Origin of the sequence: Virgibacillus sp. 6R (genome assembly GCF_001895305.1) — a bacterium.
Taxonomy (GTDB): Bacteria; Bacillota; Bacilli; order Bacillales; family Amphibacillaceae; genus Virgibacillus; species Virgibacillus pantothenticus.
In genome coordinates this window covers 363,752-383,817 of the sequence record NZ_CP017762.1, presented here as the reverse complement: position 1 = coordinate 383,817, position 20,066 = coordinate 363,752, and the positions used below count along the sequence as shown (strand labels likewise).

Sequence of the window (20,066 nt, the reverse complement as noted above, 5' to 3'; positions counted from 1 at the left end):
GTTACAGCAGAGGGAGCACATAATTCGGGAATTAAAATCTTTATTTCCAAACATAATCAGAGTCAAAAAACCATTTTTGCACATATTATAAAAGTGAAAAAATTTTCTTATCAAAGATGTTTGCTTTACGGAGGACTGTTTCGTTATGTAAAATAGATATGATACATAGGGGAGTAGGAGGTCACTTTTTTGAAATCGCATGAAACTAAACAAACCATCAATCGAATTGAAAAGCGGATGCGTTATATTTCCGGTATTATTAAGCAGAACGGACGTAAAATTCTCCATAATTATCCGATAACCTCTCCGCAGTTTATTGCATTGCAATGGCTCTTGGAAGAAGGAGATTTAACGATTGGAGAGCTATCTAATCGTATAAGCTTAGCTTTTAGCACGACTACTGATTTGGTTGATCGGATGGAAAAAAATGAACTTGTTGAACGAGTGCGCGATTCTAAAGACCGCCGAGTGGTGCGAATTCATGTTCTTGAAAAGGGGAAAACCATTATCCATGAGGTTATTGAAAAGCGACAGCATTATTTAGGAGAGGTTTTAGAAAACTTTTCGGATGACCAAATTGATCAATTGCATAAATTGCTTGCATATCTACATGAGCAAATGAAGGAAAAAGAAAAGAAATAAACTTCAAGATGAGGCGATATAGTGAAACGAGCGATAGGAGTCATCGACTCGGGAGTTGGCGGATTAACAGTAGTATCCGAATTAATGCGACAGCTTCCTAAGGAAAAATTAATTTATGTTGGAGATACAGCACGCTGTCCTTATGGCCCAAGGTCAAAAGAAGAAGTACAGCAGTTTACTTGGGAAATGGTTGATTTTTTATTGGAAAAAGATATTAAAATGTTAGTTGTAGCGTGTAATACTGCTACTGCGTTTACATTGGATTCTTTAAAAAAGCATTTATCCATTCCGGTTATTGGCGTTATTCAGCCTGGTGCTAGAGCGGCGATTAAATTTACAAAAAACAATTGTATTGGGATTATTGGAACAGAAGGGACGATCAGAAGCCATGCCTATACAGATGCGTTAAAAAATATTAAAGCAGAGTTGGACATATATGCAAAAGCTTGTCCGATGTTTGTCCCAATGGTAGAACAAGGTATTATGGAGGGACCAAAAGCAATTCAAGTAGTGAAAGAAGCATTACTACCTATGATGAAACAAAAACAGATGGATACACTTATTTTAGGCTGCACCCATTACCCATTACTAAAATCCACAATCCAGTCAGTTGTAGGAACAAATGTCACACTTATTTCTTCCAGCGAAGAAACAGCTAGGGAAACAAGCACCATATTAGAAATGCAACATTTATTAAATCATACAGAAGTGTTTCCAATTCATCAGTTTTATACAACTGGAGATTTGGAAATGTTTATGCAAATCTCTGAACGAATTTTTAAAGAGCGAAATTTACAAATGATAACGATCAAAAAAGCTGTTTTACATCAAATGCAAGATTCTAAATAAGAATCTTGCTTTTTTTCATGTTGCTTGGTCTATTTCACCTCCTAGGCTCGTATATATCATAGTACAAACTATCGTAGGAGGGGAAAAAATGCAAAAGCGCGGCATGCTTATAGTGGGAGCGGTGAGCCTTGTAATCCTTTTAAGTGGATGCTTTCAAGGGGAGCAGTCATTAAATGAGGAAATGGATCCGCCACAAAATGCAGAACCCGTTGATAAAAAGGGTGAAACGAAAGATGGAAAGCAAGCGGAGGGAGAAGCTGAGGAGCAAACGGATACGGTTGCTCGTGAATTATATTTATTAGATGCGAATGGAATGGTTGCTTCACAAACGTTAGAATTGCCTACAACGGACTCGCACACTGTAGCTCAACAGGTTGTGGAGTATTTAGTACAGGATGGTCCTGTGTCTCAAATGTTACCAAATGGCTTTCAAGCTGTATTACCAGCTGGAACAGAAGTATTAGGAGTAAATTTACAAGAAGATGGCACAATTGTCGTTGATTTATCGAAAGAATTTTCGAATTATGAAGCCGAAAATGAACGGAAAATATTAGAAGCAGTAACGTATTCATTAACGCAATTTGAGAATGTGGATCAAGTGCAATTGCAAATAGAAGGGAAAGCACTACAAGAAATGCCTGTGGATGGTACACCGATAGGAAAAGGGTTTTCGCGAGCAAATGGCATTAATATTAGTGATACAGGCGCAAATGATTTAGTGGATAGTAAAACAGTAACCATGTTTTACCCAGCTGAACATAATGATAACACTTATTATGTTCCTGTTACACAATATGTAGAACAAGAAGAAGACGAATTAATGGCAATTGTGAATGCTTTAATCGACGGCCCGGGAGTGGAACAAAATGTGATGCAAGTATTTAATCCAAAAGCCACTTTAACAAGCGAACCTTCAGTAAAGGGCAGTGTGCTGCACTTGCAATTTAATGAGGAAATTTTAAAAGATGCAGATAAAGCCGTGATATCTGATCATGTGATGGAAAGTCTAGTGCGGACAATGACAGGAATAAAAGGTATTGAGTCCGTTCAAGTTGGTATAGACAATGTAGAACAGGTAGTGAATGAAGAAGGGGAGGCATATACAGAACCTGTTACCATACAGCAGTTTACGCAAACAGAGGAACTTTAACCAAAGAGAGGAGGCTTATTGTTTAGCCTCTTTTTGTGTTTATTAGGTATATAAATAGTATGGAGGCGGGAATAAATATGCTCTTTATATAAGAAGGTAATTCGAAAGTAGATACTAAAATGGTGCAGCTACTTCCAATCATATTGGAAGGGTAAAATATGTTAGGATAATTTTCAAGGCATAACTTCAATTAGATAGCCATGTATTTAAATAGTGCTTTTGATGAAAAATATGTTAAGCTAGTGTTGGAATAAGGAGGAGTTAGAATGAGAAATGACCAACGTAATGTCAATAGTTTACGACCTATCACGATTGTAACTGATTTTCTTCAGCATCCAGAAGGCTCTGTGCTGATTCAGATAGGAAATACAAAAGTAATCTGTAATGCAAGTATTGAAGATAGAGTTCCTCCGTTTATGCGCGGACAAGGGAAGGGGTGGATTACGGCCGAATATGCTATGCTTCCTCGTGCAACTGAACAAAGAAACATTCGTGAATCATCCAAAGGAAAAGTAAGCGGTAGAACAATGGAAATTCAACGCTTAATTGGACGCGCACTTCGATCTGTCGTTGATTTAGATAATATAGGTGAACGGACAGTTTGGGTAGATTGCGATGTGATACAAGCTGATGGAGGCACAAGGACAGCTTCCATAACAGGTGCCTTTGTTGCGGTTGCATTAGCGTTTAATAAGTTAGTGGAAAATAAAGTCATTTCCAAAATGCCAGTGACGGATCTTCTGGCAGCAACTTCAGTTGGCGTACTGCCTGATGGAAGTGAAATTCTAGACTTGAATTATCTAGAAGATTCCAGTGCTCATGTTGATATGAACATTGTAATGACAGGCTCAGGTGAGTTTGTCGAAATTCAAGGTACAGGGGAGGAAGCAACTTTTACAAGCAAACAGCTGCAAACCATGCTTCAACTTGCCGAAGAAGGCTTATTGACACTGTTTGAAAAGCAGAAAGAAGCATTAGGCTCCATAACTGAACAGATTGATAAACACGCCAGTACGCAAGGGGAAGAAAAATAAAATGAAAAAAATCATTATTGCAACAAAAAATAAAGGGAAAGCGAAGGAGTTTAAAGAATTATTTGCTGCTTATGAACTTGAAGCAATATCCTTAAATGAATTAGACAACATACCAGATATTGAGGAAACAGGGACAACCTTTAAGGAAAACGCAGCATTAAAAGCAGAACAAATTGCTTCGCTATTATCGCTACCTGTAATCGCTGATGACTCTGGTTTAATGATTGATGCGTTGGATGGAAGACCTGGAGTGTACTCAGCACGATATGCTGGGGAGGATAAAAGTGATGAGGCAAACATAAATAAAGTATTGGCAGAATTACAATCTGTACCAGAAGAAGAAAGAACAGCGCGGTTTATTTGTGTACTTGCCGTTACCATCCCTGATTCAGTTACTACATATTATACAGGATATTGTCATGGCAAAATTGCGAAAGCAGCAGTTGGGGATTACGGCTTTGGTTATGACCCAATCTTTATCCCAGACGGCTATGAACAAACAATGGCACAGTTAACAGCAGAAGAAAAAAATGCCATTAGTCACCGTCGGAACGCTATCAAACAATTAGAAACAAACTTAAAAAAACAGGACTTATTTTTAGACAACAGATAGGATGGTTCTCTATGACAAAAGTACTGATCGTAAGTGACAGTCATGGTTTAACAACAGAACTGGAAATGATTAAACAGCGCCATTATGTAGATGCTATGATTCATTGTGGGGATTCGGAATTAGGAATGGATGATAAGGAAATGGCTGGTTTTTATACTGTAATGGGTAATTGTGATGTGGATAACCGCTATCCTGAAGAACAAACTCTAACCGTTAATGACTTGAAATTTCTTATTGTGCATGGACATCTCCACCAAGTAAAGCGTAATTTATTACATGTGGCTTATCGCGCTGAGGAACTGGGAGCACAAATCATTTGCTTTGGTCATACGCATATTGCAGGTGCAGAACAGCAAGGAAATCAATTATTGATCAATCCTGGCAGTATCCGCCTGCCTCGTGGACGAAAGGAAAAAACGTATGCGATAATGGAATGGGATGTAAAAGAAGAGATTAGGGTTCAATTCTATACGGTGGATGGAGAGCAATTAAAAGACTCCAGTTATACAGCAAGCTTATCCTAAATGTAATATGCTGTAAAACTCCCGCTTTAGGGAGTCCAAGTAGATGCAAAGAAGTCTAAGTGAGGAAAACAGCATGTAAATTCCCGATTGGTCCAAGTTCCTATAGACATATGCTTGCGATAAAAGATTTTGTAAGGAAGGGGAAACTTCTGCAGGAAATTTTAGCTTATAAAATGAATTTTTATCCTGTATATAAGAGGTGCCGTAAGACTCCCGCTTCAGGAGTTGGATAATCTGTACTGCAACAAGTCTAAGTGGGAGATGACAGACCTAAATGCCTTATTTCGTAAGCGGTCTTTAGGTCATACCATTACAGTACCAACAAGCCGTAGAGGATGAATGAAACCCCCTCACTAATGGAAGATTCAATTTATAGAGGGGCAGACTCATCACGCCATGTGATGAGTTTTTATTGTTAGATAAGAAAGCATAAAATGATGTGCTTAGGGTTAGGGATAACGAAATAACCGAATAGTTACGTCCGGCGCATGAGCCCAGCAGATGCGACTTCAGAAATGCGCTTTCCGATAAGGCATCATTGGTTCGTCCCTAAGAGGAAGGCCGACTAAAAACGGGCTTGCCGCTCAGGCGCCGGCATACCCCTGTTTTTAGTGGCATGCATGATTCTTTTATCCCGTAAAAAGGCGTTGTAGACTCCCACTTCAAGAATGGAAGATGTGAGCTAAACAAGCCGAAGCGGGAGGTAACAGCACCTAAATCCCGATTCGTTCAACTAACAATCAGCGGGGATGAAGAAAACATTGAAGGTTCACTTTATCTTTCGTTGATTCGTTCCATTCACTACTTGCTAAACAGGCCTCCCCCGCCTTTGTTCTTAGAGCGATTATAGAAGGTTTTTACGGCAGGAAGTATAGGATACAACTCATAAGTATTATATGGTACAGTACAGAATAGAGTTTTTTTGTCTAGATCAAATTAAAAGGAAGAAGTTGGCTTTGGTGCGTAGATTAATATTATTCGTAAGTTTTTTAGTTATCATTTTTGTAAGCACCCCTAATCTAATATACGCTAAAAACATGGAACAGCCGAACGTTTTAATTTTATATAGTATAAATGACGAGGCGCAAATGAAAGAAATACGAATATTGGATTCCCTAGTCGGACAATTCACTGACCAAATCACATTGGTAGAAGATAAAGTTTTTAAAAACGGTCAATTAAATATGTTTACCCATGTTATTTATTTTGGAGGAGTGGAAAAAAATTTACCTGATACCGTCGTTAACGCTATAATAGATTATACCGGGAATTTTTATTCAATTGGCCATAATGCGGCACGATTTGGCGATAAACTCCCTTTACAAAAAGTAAATGGAGAAGTGTTAATTAATCAAATTGAATTTATTCATCACGCTTTTAAACAAAAATTACCGGATGAACGAATTGTTTATTCAGTAGAAATTGATGAGCCTGCTTCTGTGTTGGCAAACGGGTATGACCATACCAATGAAAAAACCCCATTCATTATTACAGACAACGGCAATTATTATTTTGCTGGAGAAACGTTATATAGTCCTTTTGCTGAGGTAATAACAGAATCTTTTAACGGATTTTTTCAACAACTAGATAAGCAAATCGTGAAATATTTAAGGTTGGAAGATGTGCATCCCAAAGCAAATGTAAAACAATTAAGAGAGCAAGCAGATTTTTTGAAAGGAAAAAATATTCCCTATATGATTGCTGTTATCCCAGTTTATTATAGTGAAACAGAAACCGTTCATCTTTCGGACTCTCCTGAATTGGTGAAAACATTACAATATATGCAGAAAAACGGTGCAAGCATCGTAATGCATGGATATAAACACCAATATAGAAAAACAGAAACTGGGGAAGGATTTGAATTTTGGGATGTGGATAACGATAGGCCCATTTATCAGTCTCGTCATAGCGCTGTTAAGTTAAAACAGGATTTCGACTCAACAGAAGAATATGAAGCTTATTTACATGAAGCGAGGGAATATGAAAGGGCATATATAGAAGATGCGATTATGAATGGTGTGCAAGAATTGGTAGCACATAAGCTTTATCCTCTTGCGTTCGAAGCTCCGCATTATACGATGTCACAGCAAGGTTATGAAGTTTTATCGAAGTATTTTAGTGCTTATGTTGGGCAAGTGCAATTAACCGACCTTACCTGGAAAGGATCTTTTTCTCCACCGTACAAAACCCGTCCGAATTTTTTACACGGAATGACTTTATATCCTGAAACATTAGGGTACATAGAACGAGGGAATGAGGAATCCTTACAGCAAATGGTAGATAAGATTGATTCGTATTCAATGTCGACAAAGACTTATTTTTCCGCATTCTATCACCCTTTTTTAGGTATCGAAGGATTGAAAGAAATCGTGGAAAGCCTTGAAAAAGTGGCTAATGCTTCATGGCTCGATTTAAAGGAAGAAAATAATGTTGTCCAAATGAATGACATTCACATTGAGTCTGGCAACGGTCATATTAAAGTCGATAAGCCTTTTATAGCTAGTGACTATGAACGGAACTTAATAGTAAAAGAAGTTGGAATTTGGGCAATTCCCGTCACGCTTTGTGTCATGATATTGGTGACCATCTTTATTGTGAAACGAAGGAACAGTAAAAAGCAAGGTTCTTTCTAGAAATCTAGGCGGGCGGATGCCAGTATAGATATAAGGTATTGCCAGGACATATAGCAGTAAGAGCAAGAGAATTGATTAGGCAAGGTTGTGAAGCGAGAGGGATAATCATCCTACAAGGTAGTGTTGGCAAAGCCCCAAGTAAAATTATGCAATATCTAAAAGGAAGGTCATCAAGATTATTACAGGATGAATTTCCAGAACTAAAGAAAAGATATTGGGGACGGCATTTGTGGGCAAGAGGGTACTTTTGCGCCACAGTTGGAACAGTAACGGAAGAGACAATAAGAAATTATATAGCCAATCAATTAAATGAAAACAAAGATGAAATATTCAAAATTGAAGAGTGAGTTCAGTCCTATTTTGGATATGCTTCAGCTTAAGGTCTTTGAGCAGGACTTCAGCCTGAAAAGCGACTTTAGTCGCCGACATTTATGTCCAAATCCTCCTGCTTTAGCTGGTGGTCGTTTAAGTGTTATTTTGCAGTATAAATTATCATTAAAAGCTATCTCTTTATTAGTAAGATAGCTTTTATTGATTCCGATTACCAAACTGTCTCGTGCAGCCCCAACAAACCTCTGTTGTTATGGTTTCAAGATTATTAATTTCAAGTATTTTTTCGATCTGGGTAAAGAGCCTTTGTATTAGTCTAAAGTTCCCTCCAGTTATCTTAATAATACTGGTTATTGCTTCGTGAAAAACCCTCGAGTTTTATAGATAGTCCTAACTCTTCCCATTTATACTCTAGAATATGGTGGGTTCATCTTTACTCAGTTTATCAAACACATGAGCAAATCCAATTCTAGAGTAGAGTTGAGGATATCGAACCAATCGTTTCTCATTAACAGAATATAGAATATCGGATGTTTTACATAAAAGTGCTAGTATTAACAAAATCGTTATTTTGTTAAAATGTGTTTTAAATGGAGAAACAGACCTTCAGGTTGGATAAAAAGGAGCCATTATTGCGATGAAAGAGAAGAAACGAAATAAACCTACGGAATTATGAAACAACATTTCAAGTTAGGATTAGGAAAAAATTCTAGATATATTTACGATAAAAGCAAAAAATTAAGAATTTTAATCGTTCGTCGCTAATGAGGAGGTATATGATTAGGTAAAAAAAGCAAATAGCTATAATAAAATTGATAATATAGGAAACACCACACCAACTGTTATAAATTTTACGTTATATAAACCTTGAACTTAAATTTTATTTACGCCCTGTAATTTCATTTAAAGTATGATATAATTTGGAAAATTAATTAAAATAGAACTTTTCTTTTCGGTAAATAGACAAAATGGCCAAGCTCTTATAACTTTCTTGCCAACTATAGAAATGAATAAAATAAAATGAGGTGTGATAATGAGTAATGATAAACAAACACCAGAGGAAAGAAGAGAGAGATTAAGACAAGAAGAATTAAAGAATCCTTCTAGTAGTATTCATGGTGAAGGCCTCGCTGACTCTTAGTTGGCGGTTTAGGTTGGAAAGGTACTGGAATACTCATTTTTGTTATTTTAATAGGTATTATAGTCGCATTACTCTTCTTTAAATGAGAAAGTTAAGCATAACACTCTTTTCTAAATCCGAACTATAATTCAAATTCTAACTTTGAATTATAGTTCGGACTTTTCTTTTTAAGCATTTATAGGATGTCCTCTTTCTGTATATTCTGTTCAAATATAGTTAATTGTGAAAATATTAAATAAACCTTTACTTAATATTTCAGTTAAGTTACTATTGTCCTAAATAATAGAAAGATGGTTAAATTATGTGTTTTCAGAAATTTCCCACATCCCTTTTCACTCTTTTTCTTTTTGGATTACTAGTATCGACTACGGTTCATGCAAGTGGGAAAGCATCAGATTTAAATTTACTAGAAAAACAACCAGTTAAAATTACAGTTACGAATAATGAAACTGGAGAAAACTCTGTTATTGATCCAGCAGAAGCACAAGAAAACAACATTAGAATTAATTCGCTTAATACTATTGGAGATTCAACAGTTGTTGGATATGATGTTTTTGTACCAATTGAATCCCCTAACGGTATTATTACTCCTTTTACTAACTCTAGTTAATGCTTGTTCAATCGTTAGACTGTCCTTGCGAGGCTGCGGCATACTCGTCTAATTTCCCGGTAGTTGCTCGCTTTCTAGTTCCAATAAATTTACGATTCACTCCGTAAATTCCTCCTTTTTAGTTAGTCCAGGAGGTTCGACGATCTCTTGCCTGTACGTCCCACGGTTTCCGCTCAACATACAGAAACCCCGTCATTCAATCGGATGTGTTTCGGATGATTGTCCGAAGCCTTAACCGTTGATATGACGGGGTTTATAGTGTTAAGTACGTCCCAGGCAGGATTCGAACCTGCGACCCACAGCTTAGAAGGCTGTTGCTCTATCCAGCTGAGCTACTGGGACAAGACATATATGGAGCGGGTGAAGGGAATCGAACCCTCGTCATCAGCTTGGAAGGCTGAGGTTTTACCATTAAACTACACCCGCAAATTATGTAAGCTATATTTAAAAGATATTTTTTTAACGACAAGATTCATTATATAAATTAATAACCAAAAAGTCAATGCTTATTTTGCTATTTGTATGATTTTGTTATTTTGATAAAAGTGAAAAATTAATTGGTGTTCTTTATCGATTATCCTTATATTCAGAAATAGGTAAGCTCACCTTGACTGTTATAGTCTTCTATCCAATTTAAAAGGGAGGTACGGCATCTATTTTTCTTAAGTGTATGTTGATCTGGTAATGTGAAGAAAGAGAAGTGTGTTCTCTTTCTTCACTGTTCTAAATTTAAAGCTTAGTTCAGTTCATTTGTTAAAATTTCAACACGGCTTTTTAATTTATTCGTCATTTCATTTAATTCTTCGGTCATCTGCGAAAATGCTTCTGCTTCACTCCCCTGGCTTTGAACTGCTTGAGCAATATCCGTTAATTGTTCTGTTGTTTGTTCTATGTTTTGCATAATATCGTCTAATACAGAGCTTATCTTTTCTGTTGCACTGGAAGAATCAGTAGCCATTTTACGAATTTCTTTCGCTACAACAGAAAAAGTCCGTCCATGTTCACCGGCTCTTGCTGCTTCGATTGCCGCATTCAAGCCGAGCAAGTTAGATTGCTCCGAAACTTTATTGATAAACACTGTTACTTCGTTTATTTCTCCTGAACTTTGTTCGACATTTTCTGCCTGAGCAGCTAATTCTTGAACGGTTGCTGATAACTCCTCTGTTTGGGATAACATAGTATGCGCTTTTCCTTGTACATGATCAGCAAGCTCTTCTAATGAATGGACAATATCAAGAAATTCATACTCTTGATCTAAGCTAATACCAATTCCTACACAGCCAACCATATCACCGTGATCAAATATAGGGACGCCAACTCCTTTAAATGGTTCGCCGTATTCTGGAGGGGTTTTAATAATTGTTCGCTTGCGATTATTAATCACTTGGCCAAATAAGTCATGGTCATAAAAGGGGTCCCCAATGTTTATTTGTGCATCAAGTGTTTTTCCGGGAGCGTAATATAAATACTTTTCTAAATCAACTACACCGATGAGGATATTTTCATTTTGCAAAAGTTCTTTCATTATTGGCATAATATCGACTAATTTACGTAAAACGTCTGAATTAATTTCTACTTGCGTTTCCATTTTTTCACTCCAGTTATAGATTTTGGGAAATTCGTTGTCGTTGCTCATAAAAGTCAGTTAAATAGCTTTGTTCAAAAGCGTAACCAGATCGGATTAAAAGTGGTTCATAGTAATATTTACTGGCAAGTTGAAGACCCATTGGCATTCCTTGTGTATCTAATCCCATTGGTATAGATAATGCTGGATGTCCAGTTAAGCTAAATAAACGCGTATACCTCGTCATTGAAGTAAAGATGTCTTCTTGTAAATCATCTATTTCAACATGCTCCACTCCAATCTGTTTAGGGCTAACAGGTAAAGTTGGCGTTGCAATAATGTCAACCTCCGTTAGGGCTTGATCAACTTCGGAAATAGCTTTCTTACGCCAGTTTAGTGCTTTAATATAATCCATTGCAGTAATCGATTTTCCAGCCTCTAAATGAGCTCTTACATCTTCACCAAAATCATTTAGTTTAAAACGAAGGTGATTTTCATGTATCGATGCCCCCTCTGCTAGCGCAATAGGGAATACTTGTTCACTCGCTGTTTGAACAGACGAGATGTCTATTTCCATGAGTATGGCACCGAGGCTTTCTAACTGCCGAAGTGCGTTTTGATAGGCAAGCAGAATATCCGGTTCTATATGATAAGTAAAATAATGACGAGGCACGCCTATTCGCATGCCTGAAATTTGTGTATGGCAATGTTCTTGGTATAATCTGTCTGTCAAACCATTCATTATAATTGCGAGGTCACCTATATTTTGAGTGATCGGTCCCACATGATCTAAAGTCCAAGAAATTCCTTGCACTCCTGTAGTATCTACCATGCCTTTAGTAGGTTTTAATCCAATAACACCACAGGCAGAAGCTGGTATGCGAATAGATCCTCCTGTATCTGTTCCGATCGAAGCAAGTCCTAGGTTTGCACATACTGCAGCTCCTGATCCACCACTTGATCCCCCCGGGATATTGTCTGGATTCCAAGGGTTTTTAACTGCACCATAAAAAGGATTTGTCGACGTAATACCAAAAGCGAATTCGTGTAAATTGGTTTTACCGAGATTGATTGCCCCTGCCTGCGTTAGTTTTTGAACAACATATGCATCTGAATTCGGTATATAGCTGTGCTTTATTTTAGAGCCACTTGTTGTACGAACTCCATTCGTGTTAATTAAATCTTTATATGATAAAGGGACCCCTTGAATTGCGCTTAATTGTTTTCCCTTTAAATAGTTATCTTCTGCGTTTTTGGCTTGTGCCAATGCAGTTTCATAAGTAATTGTAATAAAAGCGTGAAGTTTATGATCTATATCATCCATTCTTTTAAGATACTGTTTGGTAATTTCTACAGGTGAAAATTCTTTTTTCTTATAACCATCTATAAGTTTGGTGATGGACATTACTTTTTCCATTGTTGAGCCTCCTTTGGTGTTGACAGGAAATTATTTTGTAACATAATTCTCCCTTCTTTGGTATATAAAATTGTAATAAAATGAACGGCGTTGCTGATAAAAATTATTTTTCGTTTCACAAGTAGAAGGGTTATTTATTTAAGTTTTTCTTATCAGCACGCAAGTTAAATGATTCCTCCCATTTTAGAATTATGTGCAGCAGGAATGGAAAATAGCGACCTTTAATTATGCATAGCTTGTAGAAATCTTCCACTATGAAGTTTCGCTTTCTTCCAAATGTACAATGTCATAAGACTTTTATTTCAAAAGTAGTAGGTGATACAAAGAAACCTAGGCGGGAGATAGCAACACCTAAATTTTTCGATTCGCTCAGGCGAACAAGCAGTAGAAAGTGGTGGAAAACTCTTACTGAATGAAGTTTCACTTTATTAGTATCGGTATTTGGTTGGCATTTTTTTAATTGTATAGGAAACAATAAAATGATGTGCTTGAGGATAACGATATAACCGACTAGTCACGTCCGGCGCATGAGCCCAGCAACGATGCGACTTTAGAAATGCGCCCTACGATAAGAGCCCTCATTGGTTCGTCCCTAAGAGGAAGGCCGACTAAAAACGGGCTTGCCGCTCAGGCGTCGGCATACCCCTGTTTTTAGTGGCATGCATGATTCCTTTATCCCGTAAAAAGGCGTTGTAGGCTCCCACTTCAAGAATGGAAGATGTGAGCTGAAGCGGGAGGTAACAGCCCCTAAATCCCCGATTCGTTCCACTAACCATCAGCGGGGATGAAGAAAACCCCGCTGATGGAAGGTTCACTTTATCTTTCGTTGATTTGTTCCATTCACTACGTTGCTAAACGGGCTTCCCGCGCCTTTGTTCTTTAATTTGTTAGTGCATTAAAGGAAGTCTTAACTATTACAAGAAGAGAAACCTAAGTGGTTTAAATATGGTACTAAAATGGAAAAACTCAAAAAAACGTTATTGCAGAGTGATTACCATGCGTTAATCACAAAAACATTTGGACAGCTATCTATTATATATAAAATATATATATTTTTATATATTTAAATTGACATATTTTAATAATTGCGGTATTATTTAATTGTGAAATGTTGAGCAAATTGTTCGACAATATAAAAGAAATTAGTAACTTAAATGGCGGATTTTAATTTCAAAACGGAATAAATATGTAATTGACAAGAATGGCTGTTACTATTCAAAACTAGGTAGATTTGGTTGTATGAAAGCGAACTAGGATTGATTTCAGAATTAGTTATAGTTAGTGTTGTTTTTCAGTAATTATCGCTGGATAGCATAAAGGGGATTTCAGCTTGCTGGAGGGATAGCAATGAATATCGAAAGATTTATTGAAGCACGCAAAGAAAAAGGGTTATCTCAAATAGAATTAGCTGATGGGATATGCACTCAAGCCACTTTGAGTCGTTTTGAAAATAATGGTCACGTACCTAATTTAAAGATTCTCATCAAATTATGTAATCGTTTAGGTTTACCAATGGGGGAACTCTTTCCAAAAGTTGGAGTGAAATATACGGAAATCATTGAAAAAATGAATAAGGCGGAATTTTTTCTCATCACTAGTGAATATGGGCAGTCTCAAGCGTTGCTAGAAACTATATCTGTTTGTAAGATAGAGGAACCTCTTTTAGCTTTGCGTTACTACTATCTAAAAGGCTTTGTGATGATTTTTCAAGATGCTGAGATAACGGATATTTTGTTTAATTTTGATCAGATTTTACTCGAAGAAGAAGTAAAAGATTCTGAAATTTTTCGTCTGTTAGCATATACCGGAATCGGCATGGTATTTTCACGGGAAAAAGATCAGGAAAAGGCAGAGTTTTATTTTAATAAGGTTCTCGAAAGAATTTATACTTATCCTACTAAAGAGATAGAAGATACTTGGCGGGTATTAAATATCGTTTTTCAATGTGGTGTGTTTTATGCCGAAATGGATGAATTTGATGCTAGTAATGCCTTGTTAGAGTACGCTGTTTCAATTTGCTCAGATAATCACGTGACTTATTACTTAGCGCGGGCAGCCATTCAATTAGCTAAAAATGCTATTACTCAAAATAAGCCTCAGCACGTTATATTAGAACTCATCTATGACGCTCGAGCTTATGCCAAGATTAATAAAAACCATGTAGGGCTTAAACTTTTATCCGATATGGAAAAAGAAGTCTTAAATCAGGGAAGAGTAAGCAGCTTTTATATTTAGTGTAATAGCTAATATGAAGAAGAGTGTTAGAAAAGAGGTGACTGAGATTGGAGCTAAAAAGAAGAGTTGTGCACTTAATGGGGACAGTGATTGATTTATCTGTTCAGCATGAACTTGCTGAAGCAATTTTAGATAAAGTAATAGCACGTTTAAAAGAATATGAGCATCGATTTAGTGCTAACGATCCTAGTTCTGAGTTGATGCAGGTTAATAAAAATGCTGGTATTCAACCAGTGACTGTACACCCAGAACTGTACGAGCTTATTAAGATAGGAAAAGAACACAGTTGTGCTGAAGGAAGCCATTTAAACATTGCTATCGGTCCGTTAGTACAAACTTGGCGTATTGGTTTTTCAAATGCTAGAGTGCCATACAATAATGAAATTACTGAGTTGCTAGAGCGGACAAACCCTAAAAAAATCGTACTCCATGACAAGGAGTGTTCTGTTTTTCTAACTGAACCAGGGATGTTAATCGATTTAGGCGCATTAGCCAAAGGATATATTGCAGATTTAATCATTGATTTTTTAAAAAAAGCTCAGGTAACTTCTGCGTTAATTAACTTAGGTGGAAACTTGGTGGTCTTGGGCCCCTCTCTTAAGCCAGATGGTAATTGGCATATTGGTATTCAAGATCCCTTACAATCTCGCGACGATTATTTAGCTGTTTTAAAAATTTTCAATCAATCAGTTGTTACTTCAGGAGTATATGAAAGAAGCTTGACTCAAGATGGGCAAACTTATCATCATATTATTGATCCTCAAACGGGTTATCCTATGACAACAGACGTGGTTAGTTTAACTATTATTTCTGATCAATCTGTTGATGGAGAAATTTGGACTACGCGTTTATTCGGAAAAACTGCTGATGAAATTATCAAGATTGTAAATGATCTTCAAGGAATGGAATGTATGGTTGTGACCAATAAAGAAGAAATATTTTGTTCAGCAGCTTTGGAAGCCAAAATAGTTAAACAAGCAATCTGAGTTATTAACCGGGGTTAACTGACTCCAGATAAATATATAATATTTAGAGGAAAGGAAGAAACCAATATGAATAAATTTATTGGATTAGTGGGGACAAACTCAGACCATTCTACTAATCGTAAGTTACTGCAATTTATGAAAAAACATTTTTCGGATAAAGCACAGATTGAATTGGTAGAAATTAGAGATGTGCCAATGTTCAACAAGCCTGAGAATAAGAAATTACCCGCTTCAGCTCAAGAAATAGCAGACAAAATTAGTGAGGCAGATGGTGTAATTATTAGTACACCGGAGTATGACCACGCTGTACCAGCATCATTAATGAACGTCTTAAACTGGTTGTCGTACGGGGTCTTCCCATTTGTAGATAAGCCAGTAATGATCACAGGAGCTTCATACGGAACACTAGGTTCTTCAAGAGCTCAAGCTCACTTACGACAAATTTTGGATGCGCCAGAACTAAAAGCACGTATCATGCCTAGCTCAGAATTCTTGTTAAATCATTCTCTGCAAGCTTTTGATGAAGCGGGAAACTTAGTAGATGAGCAACAAGTGGAGACACTTGAAGGATTATTCGATGATTTCTTAACTTTTGTTTCTATTACTAATCAATTGAACCATGCGCATTCAATTAATCGAGAAATAGCAGAAAATTTCTCATGGGAATCTATCTAAAAGGGGAGTGTCATATATGAAATTAGTCGGTATTGTAGGATCTAACGCAGAACTATCATATAACCGAATCTTATTAAAATATATCGCAAAACAATTTAATCATTTATTTGAAATGGAAGTCATTGAAATTAAAGATTTGCCACTATTCAATCAAAGTGATGATCAAACGAATAGTCCAGCTATACAGCGCATTAATAATAAAATTATGCACGCAGATGGTGTGATTATTGCCACTCCTGAGCATAACCATACCATTCCAGCTGGCTTGAAAAGTTTAATTGAGTGGTTATCATTTAAAATTCATCCACTTGAAAACAAACCAGTAATGATTGTAGGAGCTTCATATTACGCTCAAGGCTCTTCACGTGCGCAATTACACTTACGACAAATCTTGGATGCGCCAGGAGTTAATGCGATTGTTATGCCCGGAAATGAATTTTTACTAGGAAAAGTAAAAGAAGCCTTTGATGAACAAGGTAACTTGAAAGATCAAGGAACTCAAAAATTCTTAGAAAGCACGTTGCAAAAATTTGTCCGCTTCGTTAATGTCGTAGCAGTCTTAGAAGGTCCTAAGAAGCCAGCTGATCCAGAAGATTTACACGCTACAGGTAAAATTGACACTACAATCGATGGTGTTGATATGGCGGCAGAAGACTGGGTAGAAAAAGCTGCTGAAATAGTAGGCGCTGTTGAAGGTAAAACGTATGTGAAATTAGATCGCGGTATCTTAACGGTAGATCAATTGAATTATTTCCTAGCCTCTATGCCAATGGAATTAACTTATGCAGACAGCAATAACCAATTCTTGTACTATAACCATACATTGCCTGCTGAAGAAATGTTGGCTTCACGTACACCAGGTCAAGTAGGGAATCCATTAGCTAATTGCCACCCACCAAAATCCCTTAAAAACGTAGAATGGGTGATTCAACAATTACGTTCTGGTGCCACAGATGCCGTTCGTGTTCACGTACCAACTCACGGACCTGATAAATATGTGGTTCATAATTATCAAGCGATGCATGATGAAGCGGGAAACTATGTTGGAATTAATGAGTATATATTAGATTTTAAACCAATTATCGACTGGTATTTAAAACAAACTGGTCAAAAATTAGTTGGCGATGTAGATGCTGTTTCTGGTGCTTCTGCTAATGATAATCACGACGTAGATGGTGTATCAGGCGCCACAGCAAATGATGGTGGTTATAAAAATGTAGATACTGTTTCTAGCACCTCTGTTAATCACCAAAAATGAACTAGTCAAGAAACTTAATGGAGGCTAATCTGTGTAAGTCAAGGTCAATTAAATCATAAGAAAAATGACTGATTCCTCAATAATTCATTCATTTATTTTTGAATCTTATAGAGAAAAGCCTCTCAAAAAAATAAAATGTACCCTATAGAGTAGACACTTTAAAAAAGCCTACCAATAGGGTACGTTTATGTGTAATAGCGAAAAGACACCCTCTGAAGTTGGTCTCTAGTGAAGTGAAGGCAAGGAGGATAAGTGAGGTGCTAACTGTAAGTAAAATGCTCACTTCTGCTATCAAACCATCAGTAAAGAATGAAAGAATCCCTCCCTAATTGGAGATTTAGTTTATAACGTAAGTACGTTCTAGTTATAAAATGCAAAAATAATAAATTTAATTTAAAATTGGAAAAAAGACGTTCTACCGTGATAAAAAAAATAAAAGATGCAAGCCATTCCATATAACTTTTTACAAATGGAACGGCTGGCTATATAGCTGTTATGTAAACAATTATCATAGTGAATTCTATTTTTTATTCTGTAAACTAATTGTTTGCTTCTGGGATTGCTGTATTTTTTCTTTTGCTTCTAGTTCTATAATGGCTTTTAATTCGGTTAAAACAGAGCTAAAATCTGTATGCTCTCCAAGTAGCAAACACAACTCGTATTCAATTGGCTTCCATGTACTAATATCCGCTTCATTGTGTTGTATTTGGACTTCTAGTTTATCCAATGCATTCGCAACTTTTGCCTCGTATGTTTCTTTTGCCTCAAATTCAATCCAAATTCGATACAAATCTTCCCCTAGTTCTTCAGGTAAGATGTTTTTGATGTTGCTCATTGCTCGCAATTCATTAGCTTGTTTCTGCTTCATGGCTGCTACATCATTCATAATTTCAAAGACAGGAATATCTCGTGCTTCTGCTTCTACCAGATCATGAATAATGACCATTTTTAATAATTTGTCCATGTCCAGATTTGTTTTTAAATATGGTTGCAGTAAAACAGCCATTAACGTCATGCGCCATGTGTGTTCTGCAACGCTTTCCCTTCTACCGTTGGATAACCAGCTGTGTCGTAGCTCCGTTTTAAGATTTTCTCCCAGTCTAATAATTTGGTAAATACGTTTTAATTTATCCTGCATGATTTTCACCTCTATGTATATAGTAATAAATAAAATATCTTCTATCGTTGCAATAATAAAAATAGAAGAACCTTTTAAGGAAAAGGTTTCAAAATTCATTGCTCCGGGAAAGAATGTTTAGTATGTTATAGTTAAAGTAGTTGTTCAAAAAGTTGGTTAAAAGTGCTTCTTACAACTCTAGCATCACATGTAATGCATTTTTATTTTTAAGGCCTCTCGAATTATCGATCTGTCGCTGCCTCCTTTTTGAACACCGATCTAAATGAACATGGAAAGGAGGGAAATGATGAAGCAACGCGAAAACGTTATTTTGTTTCCAAAGTGGAGAACTGCACTGGAAGAAGAAAGTTTAATGGCCTTAAAAGAAAAAAGGTTTGCTGAAGCATTGGATAAGTTGGATGAATTATTAAGTTATCAAATCAACAGCTATGAAATTGTAAGTGGGAAGTTAATTTGTTTAATTGAGTTAGGCCGACATCAGGAAGCTCAGGAAATATGCGAGGATGTGCTTCAACATCAAGGTAATCACTATTATCACTATTTACATATTTATTTAACCATTTTATTTCAAACAAATCAATACGATACATTAATGCAACAGGTGGAAGAAGAGTTTAAAGAACATGAAGTACCGGAAGTTTTAAAAGGGCAATTTCAACAACTATATGAAATGAGCAATAAATTAAAAGCAGATATGGTGATTGAACATAGTACGGCATATGTGGAAGAATTGAATAACGCCATTGCTGCTGGAGACTATCAAAAACAGTGGCAGATGATTGAAAAATTACGCCGCATGAAAAGTGAACCTAGTCGTAATATGGTTCATCTATTAGTAAAGGAAGAGATCCATCCAGTTGTAAAAACAGCTATTTTAATTTGGTTACAGGAGATAAACTATAATAACTCGATAGAGGTTAGCAAGTGGGGAAGAAATATAGAAATAAACCCAAACGATATGGAAGACTTCCGGGATCATACGTTAGTGAAACAAATTTTTCTCATCATTAACGAAATGGAACAGAAAAACCCAACGTTATATGGATTGCTGGAGAAACTCTTATATCATTATATGTATGTTAGGTATCCGATACTTCCGTTAAAAGATGAAGCTGAAAACATCGCCTTAGCACTGAAAGCAATTGGTGCAAATTATTTAAATATACAACTGGATGTGGATAGAAACTTAATGAATGTGGATCATTACATAGAAGACATTGAACGGTGTGAAGCCTTGTATTCTAGTATCATTGAGGAAAACTAGAAA

The 20,066-nt window shown here is 36.5% G+C and carries 19 protein-coding genes, 2 tRNA genes and 2 pseudogenes; 16 read left to right on the top strand and 7 right to left on the bottom strand.

What is annotated here, in order from left to right:
• Positions 1-237: 237 nt before the first annotated feature.
• The 9 genes from BKP57_RS01850 to BKP57_RS22405 all read left to right on the top strand — a co-directional run bounded on the left by BKP57_RS01850 (position 238) and on the right by BKP57_RS22405 (position 7,970).
• Positions 238-642: a MarR family winged helix-turn-helix transcriptional regulator gene (locus tag BKP57_RS01850; protein WP_175609436.1), complete on the top strand. Its 405-nt coding sequence runs from the start codon at positions 238-240 to the stop codon at positions 640-642.
• 21 nt (positions 643-663) lie between these two features.
• Positions 664-1,491, top strand: coding sequence for a glutamate racemase (gene racE / locus BKP57_RS01845; protein WP_050353237.1), 828 nt, complete (start codon positions 664-666; stop codon positions 1,489-1,491).
• A gap of 88 nt (positions 1,492-1,579) precedes the next feature.
• Positions 1,580-2,641 carry a GerMN domain-containing protein gene (locus BKP57_RS01840; protein ID WP_050353236.1) on the top strand — a complete coding sequence of 354 codons (1,062 nt, stop codon included), beginning with the start codon at positions 1,580-1,582 and terminating at the stop codon, positions 2,639-2,641.
• Between the two features lie 266 nt (positions 2,642-2,907).
• Positions 2,908-3,675 (top strand): ribonuclease PH, encoded by a 768-nt coding sequence (gene rph / locus BKP57_RS01835; protein WP_050353235.1) that lies wholly within the window; start codon positions 2,908-2,910, stop codon positions 3,673-3,675.
• Position 3,676: 1 nt separating this feature from the next.
• Positions 3,677-4,288: an XTP/dITP diphosphatase gene (locus tag BKP57_RS01830; RefSeq protein WP_050353234.1), complete on the top strand. Its 612-nt coding sequence runs from the start codon at positions 3,677-3,679 to the stop codon at positions 4,286-4,288.
• 11 nt (positions 4,289-4,299) lie between these two features.
• The gene (locus BKP57_RS01825; protein WP_050353233.1) at positions 4,300-4,812 is read left to right on the top strand and encodes a metallophosphoesterase family protein; all 513 of its coding nucleotides are present in this window, start codon (positions 4,300-4,302) and stop codon (positions 4,810-4,812) included.
• 1,088 nt (positions 4,813-5,900) lie between these two features.
• The gene (locus BKP57_RS01820) at positions 5,901-7,445 is read left to right on the top strand and encodes a DUF2334 domain-containing protein (RefSeq protein WP_169770808.1); all 1,545 of its coding nucleotides are present in this window, start codon (positions 5,901-5,903) and stop codon (positions 7,443-7,445) included.
• Positions 7,446-7,483: 38 nt separating this feature from the next.
• Positions 7,484-7,792, top strand: a complete 309-nt coding sequence (gene tnpA, locus BKP57_RS01815) for an IS200/IS605 family transposase (RefSeq protein WP_050353231.1) — start codon at positions 7,484-7,486, stop codon at positions 7,790-7,792.
• A complete protein-coding gene (locus tag BKP57_RS22405) occupies positions 7,755-7,970 on the top strand; it encodes a hypothetical protein (RefSeq protein ID WP_198035063.1) in 216 nt (71 codons plus the stop codon). Before tnpA ends, BKP57_RS22405 begins: the two co-directional genes overlap by 38 nt.
• An 8-nt stretch (positions 7,971-7,978) precedes the next feature.
• On the opposite strand, the pseudogene BKP57_RS01810 reads toward BKP57_RS22405, so the two are convergent.
• Positions 7,979-8,282: pseudogene (locus tag BKP57_RS01810) on the bottom strand (AAA family ATPase); the annotation flags it as partial.
• Between the two features lie 526 nt (positions 8,283-8,808).
• Here BKP57_RS01810 and BKP57_RS01805 point away from each other — a divergent pair.
• Positions 8,809-9,002: pseudogene (locus BKP57_RS01805) on the top strand (DUF6366 family protein).
• Positions 9,003-9,217: 215 nt separating this feature from the next.
• A complete protein-coding gene (locus BKP57_RS01800; protein ID WP_050353230.1) occupies positions 9,218-9,526 on the top strand; it encodes a hypothetical protein in 309 nt (102 codons plus the stop codon).
• A gap of 268 nt (positions 9,527-9,794) precedes the next feature.
• Here BKP57_RS01800 and BKP57_RS01795 read toward each other — a convergent pair.
• The 5 genes from BKP57_RS01795 to BKP57_RS23095 all read right to left on the bottom strand — a co-directional run bounded on the left by BKP57_RS01795 (position 9,795) and on the right by BKP57_RS23095 (position 12,626).
• Positions 9,795-9,868, bottom strand: a tRNA-Arg gene (locus BKP57_RS01795).
• A gap of 10 nt (positions 9,869-9,878) precedes the next feature.
• Positions 9,879-9,952 (bottom strand) — tRNA-Gly (locus BKP57_RS01790).
• Between the two features lie 310 nt (positions 9,953-10,262).
• Entirely contained in the window at positions 10,263-11,114 is an 852-nt protein-coding gene (locus BKP57_RS01785) for a methyl-accepting chemotaxis protein (protein WP_050353229.1), read from the bottom strand.
• Positions 11,115-11,127: 13 nt separating this feature from the next.
• Positions 11,128-12,507 (bottom strand): amidase, encoded by a 1,380-nt coding sequence (locus BKP57_RS01780; RefSeq protein ID WP_072740909.1) that lies wholly within the window; start codon positions 12,505-12,507, stop codon positions 11,128-11,130.
• Complete coding sequence (locus tag BKP57_RS23095; RefSeq protein WP_257786696.1) at positions 12,495-12,626, bottom strand: hypothetical protein; 132 nt, start codon at positions 12,624-12,626, stop codon at positions 12,495-12,497. Before BKP57_RS23095 ends, BKP57_RS01780 begins: the two co-directional genes overlap by 13 nt.
• Before the next feature lie 1,228 nt (positions 12,627-13,854).
• Between BKP57_RS23095 and BKP57_RS01775 the strand changes: the two genes are divergently transcribed.
• The 4 genes from BKP57_RS01775 to BKP57_RS01760 all read left to right on the top strand — a co-directional run bounded on the left by BKP57_RS01775 (position 13,855) and on the right by BKP57_RS01760 (position 17,661).
• On the top strand, positions 13,855-14,742 hold the full coding sequence (locus BKP57_RS01775; protein ID WP_050353228.1) for a helix-turn-helix domain-containing protein: 888 nt from the start codon (positions 13,855-13,857) through the stop codon (positions 14,740-14,742).
• Positions 14,743-14,789: 47 nt separating this feature from the next.
• Positions 14,790-15,728 (top strand): FAD:protein FMN transferase, encoded by a 939-nt coding sequence (locus BKP57_RS01770; RefSeq protein ID WP_050353227.1) that lies wholly within the window; start codon positions 14,790-14,792, stop codon positions 15,726-15,728.
• A gap of 66 nt (positions 15,729-15,794) precedes the next feature.
• Positions 15,795-16,403: an NADPH-dependent FMN reductase gene (locus BKP57_RS01765; RefSeq protein ID WP_050353226.1), complete on the top strand. Its 609-nt coding sequence runs from the start codon at positions 15,795-15,797 to the stop codon at positions 16,401-16,403.
• A 16-nt stretch (positions 16,404-16,419) separates the two neighbouring features.
• Positions 16,420-17,661, top strand: a complete 1,242-nt coding sequence (locus tag BKP57_RS01760; protein WP_050353225.1) for an NAD(P)H-dependent oxidoreductase — start codon at positions 16,420-16,422, stop codon at positions 17,659-17,661.
• 520 nt (positions 17,662-18,181) lie between these two features.
• Here BKP57_RS01760 and BKP57_RS01755 read toward each other — a convergent pair.
• Positions 18,182-18,799, bottom strand: a complete 618-nt coding sequence (locus BKP57_RS01755; RefSeq protein ID WP_050353561.1) for an HD domain-containing protein — start codon at positions 18,797-18,799, stop codon at positions 18,182-18,184.
• 286 nt (positions 18,800-19,085) lie between these two features.
• Between BKP57_RS01755 and BKP57_RS01750 the strand changes: the two genes are divergently transcribed.
• On the top strand, positions 19,086-20,063 hold the full coding sequence (locus BKP57_RS01750; protein WP_232231295.1) for a tetratricopeptide repeat protein: 978 nt from the start codon (positions 19,086-19,088) through the stop codon (positions 20,061-20,063).
• Positions 20,064-20,066 lie beyond the last annotated feature (3 nt).

Excerpts from the sequence above, each read along its gene's own strand:
- BKP57_RS01780 (WP_072740909.1), bottom strand. The coding sequence starts at position 12,507 with ATGGAAAAAGTAATGTCCATCACCAAACTTATAGATGGTTATAAGAAA.
- BKP57_RS01750 (WP_232231295.1), top strand. The coding sequence starts at position 19,086 with ATGAAGCAACGCGAAAACGTTATTTTGTTTCCAAAGTGGAGAACTGCA.
- BKP57_RS01765 (WP_050353226.1), top strand. The coding sequence starts at position 15,795 with ATGAATAAATTTATTGGATTAGTGGGGACAAACTCAGACCATTCTACT.
- BKP57_RS22405 (WP_198035063.1), top strand. The coding sequence starts at position 7,755 with ATGAAAACAAAGATGAAATATTCAAAATTGAAGAGTGAGTTCAGTCCT.
- BKP57_RS01840 (WP_050353236.1), top strand. The coding sequence starts at position 1,580 with ATGCAAAAGCGCGGCATGCTTATAGTGGGAGCGGTGAGCCTTGTAATC.
- BKP57_RS01800 (WP_050353230.1), top strand. The coding sequence starts at position 9,218 with ATGTGTTTTCAGAAATTTCCCACATCCCTTTTCACTCTTTTTCTTTTT.
- BKP57_RS01825 (WP_050353233.1), top strand. The coding sequence starts at position 4,300 with ATGACAAAAGTACTGATCGTAAGTGACAGTCATGGTTTAACAACAGAA.
- BKP57_RS01820 (WP_169770808.1), top strand. The coding sequence starts at position 5,901 with ATGAAAGAAATACGAATATTGGATTCCCTAGTCGGACAATTCACTGAC.
- BKP57_RS01830 (WP_050353234.1), top strand. The coding sequence starts at position 3,677 with ATGAAAAAAATCATTATTGCAACAAAAAATAAAGGGAAAGCGAAGGAG.
- rph (WP_050353235.1), top strand. The coding sequence starts at position 2,908 with ATGAGAAATGACCAACGTAATGTCAATAGTTTACGACCTATCACGATT.
- BKP57_RS01755 (WP_050353561.1), bottom strand. The coding sequence starts at position 18,799 with ATGCAGGATAAATTAAAACGTATTTACCAAATTATTAGACTGGGAGAA.
- BKP57_RS01775 (WP_050353228.1), top strand. The coding sequence starts at position 13,855 with ATGAATATCGAAAGATTTATTGAAGCACGCAAAGAAAAAGGGTTATCT.
- BKP57_RS01760 (WP_050353225.1), top strand. The coding sequence starts at position 16,420 with ATGAAATTAGTCGGTATTGTAGGATCTAACGCAGAACTATCATATAAC.
- BKP57_RS01850 (WP_175609436.1), top strand. The coding sequence starts at position 238 with ATGCGTTATATTTCCGGTATTATTAAGCAGAACGGACGTAAAATTCTC.
- BKP57_RS01785 (WP_050353229.1), bottom strand. The coding sequence starts at position 11,114 with ATGGAAACGCAAGTAGAAATTAATTCAGACGTTTTACGTAAATTAGTC.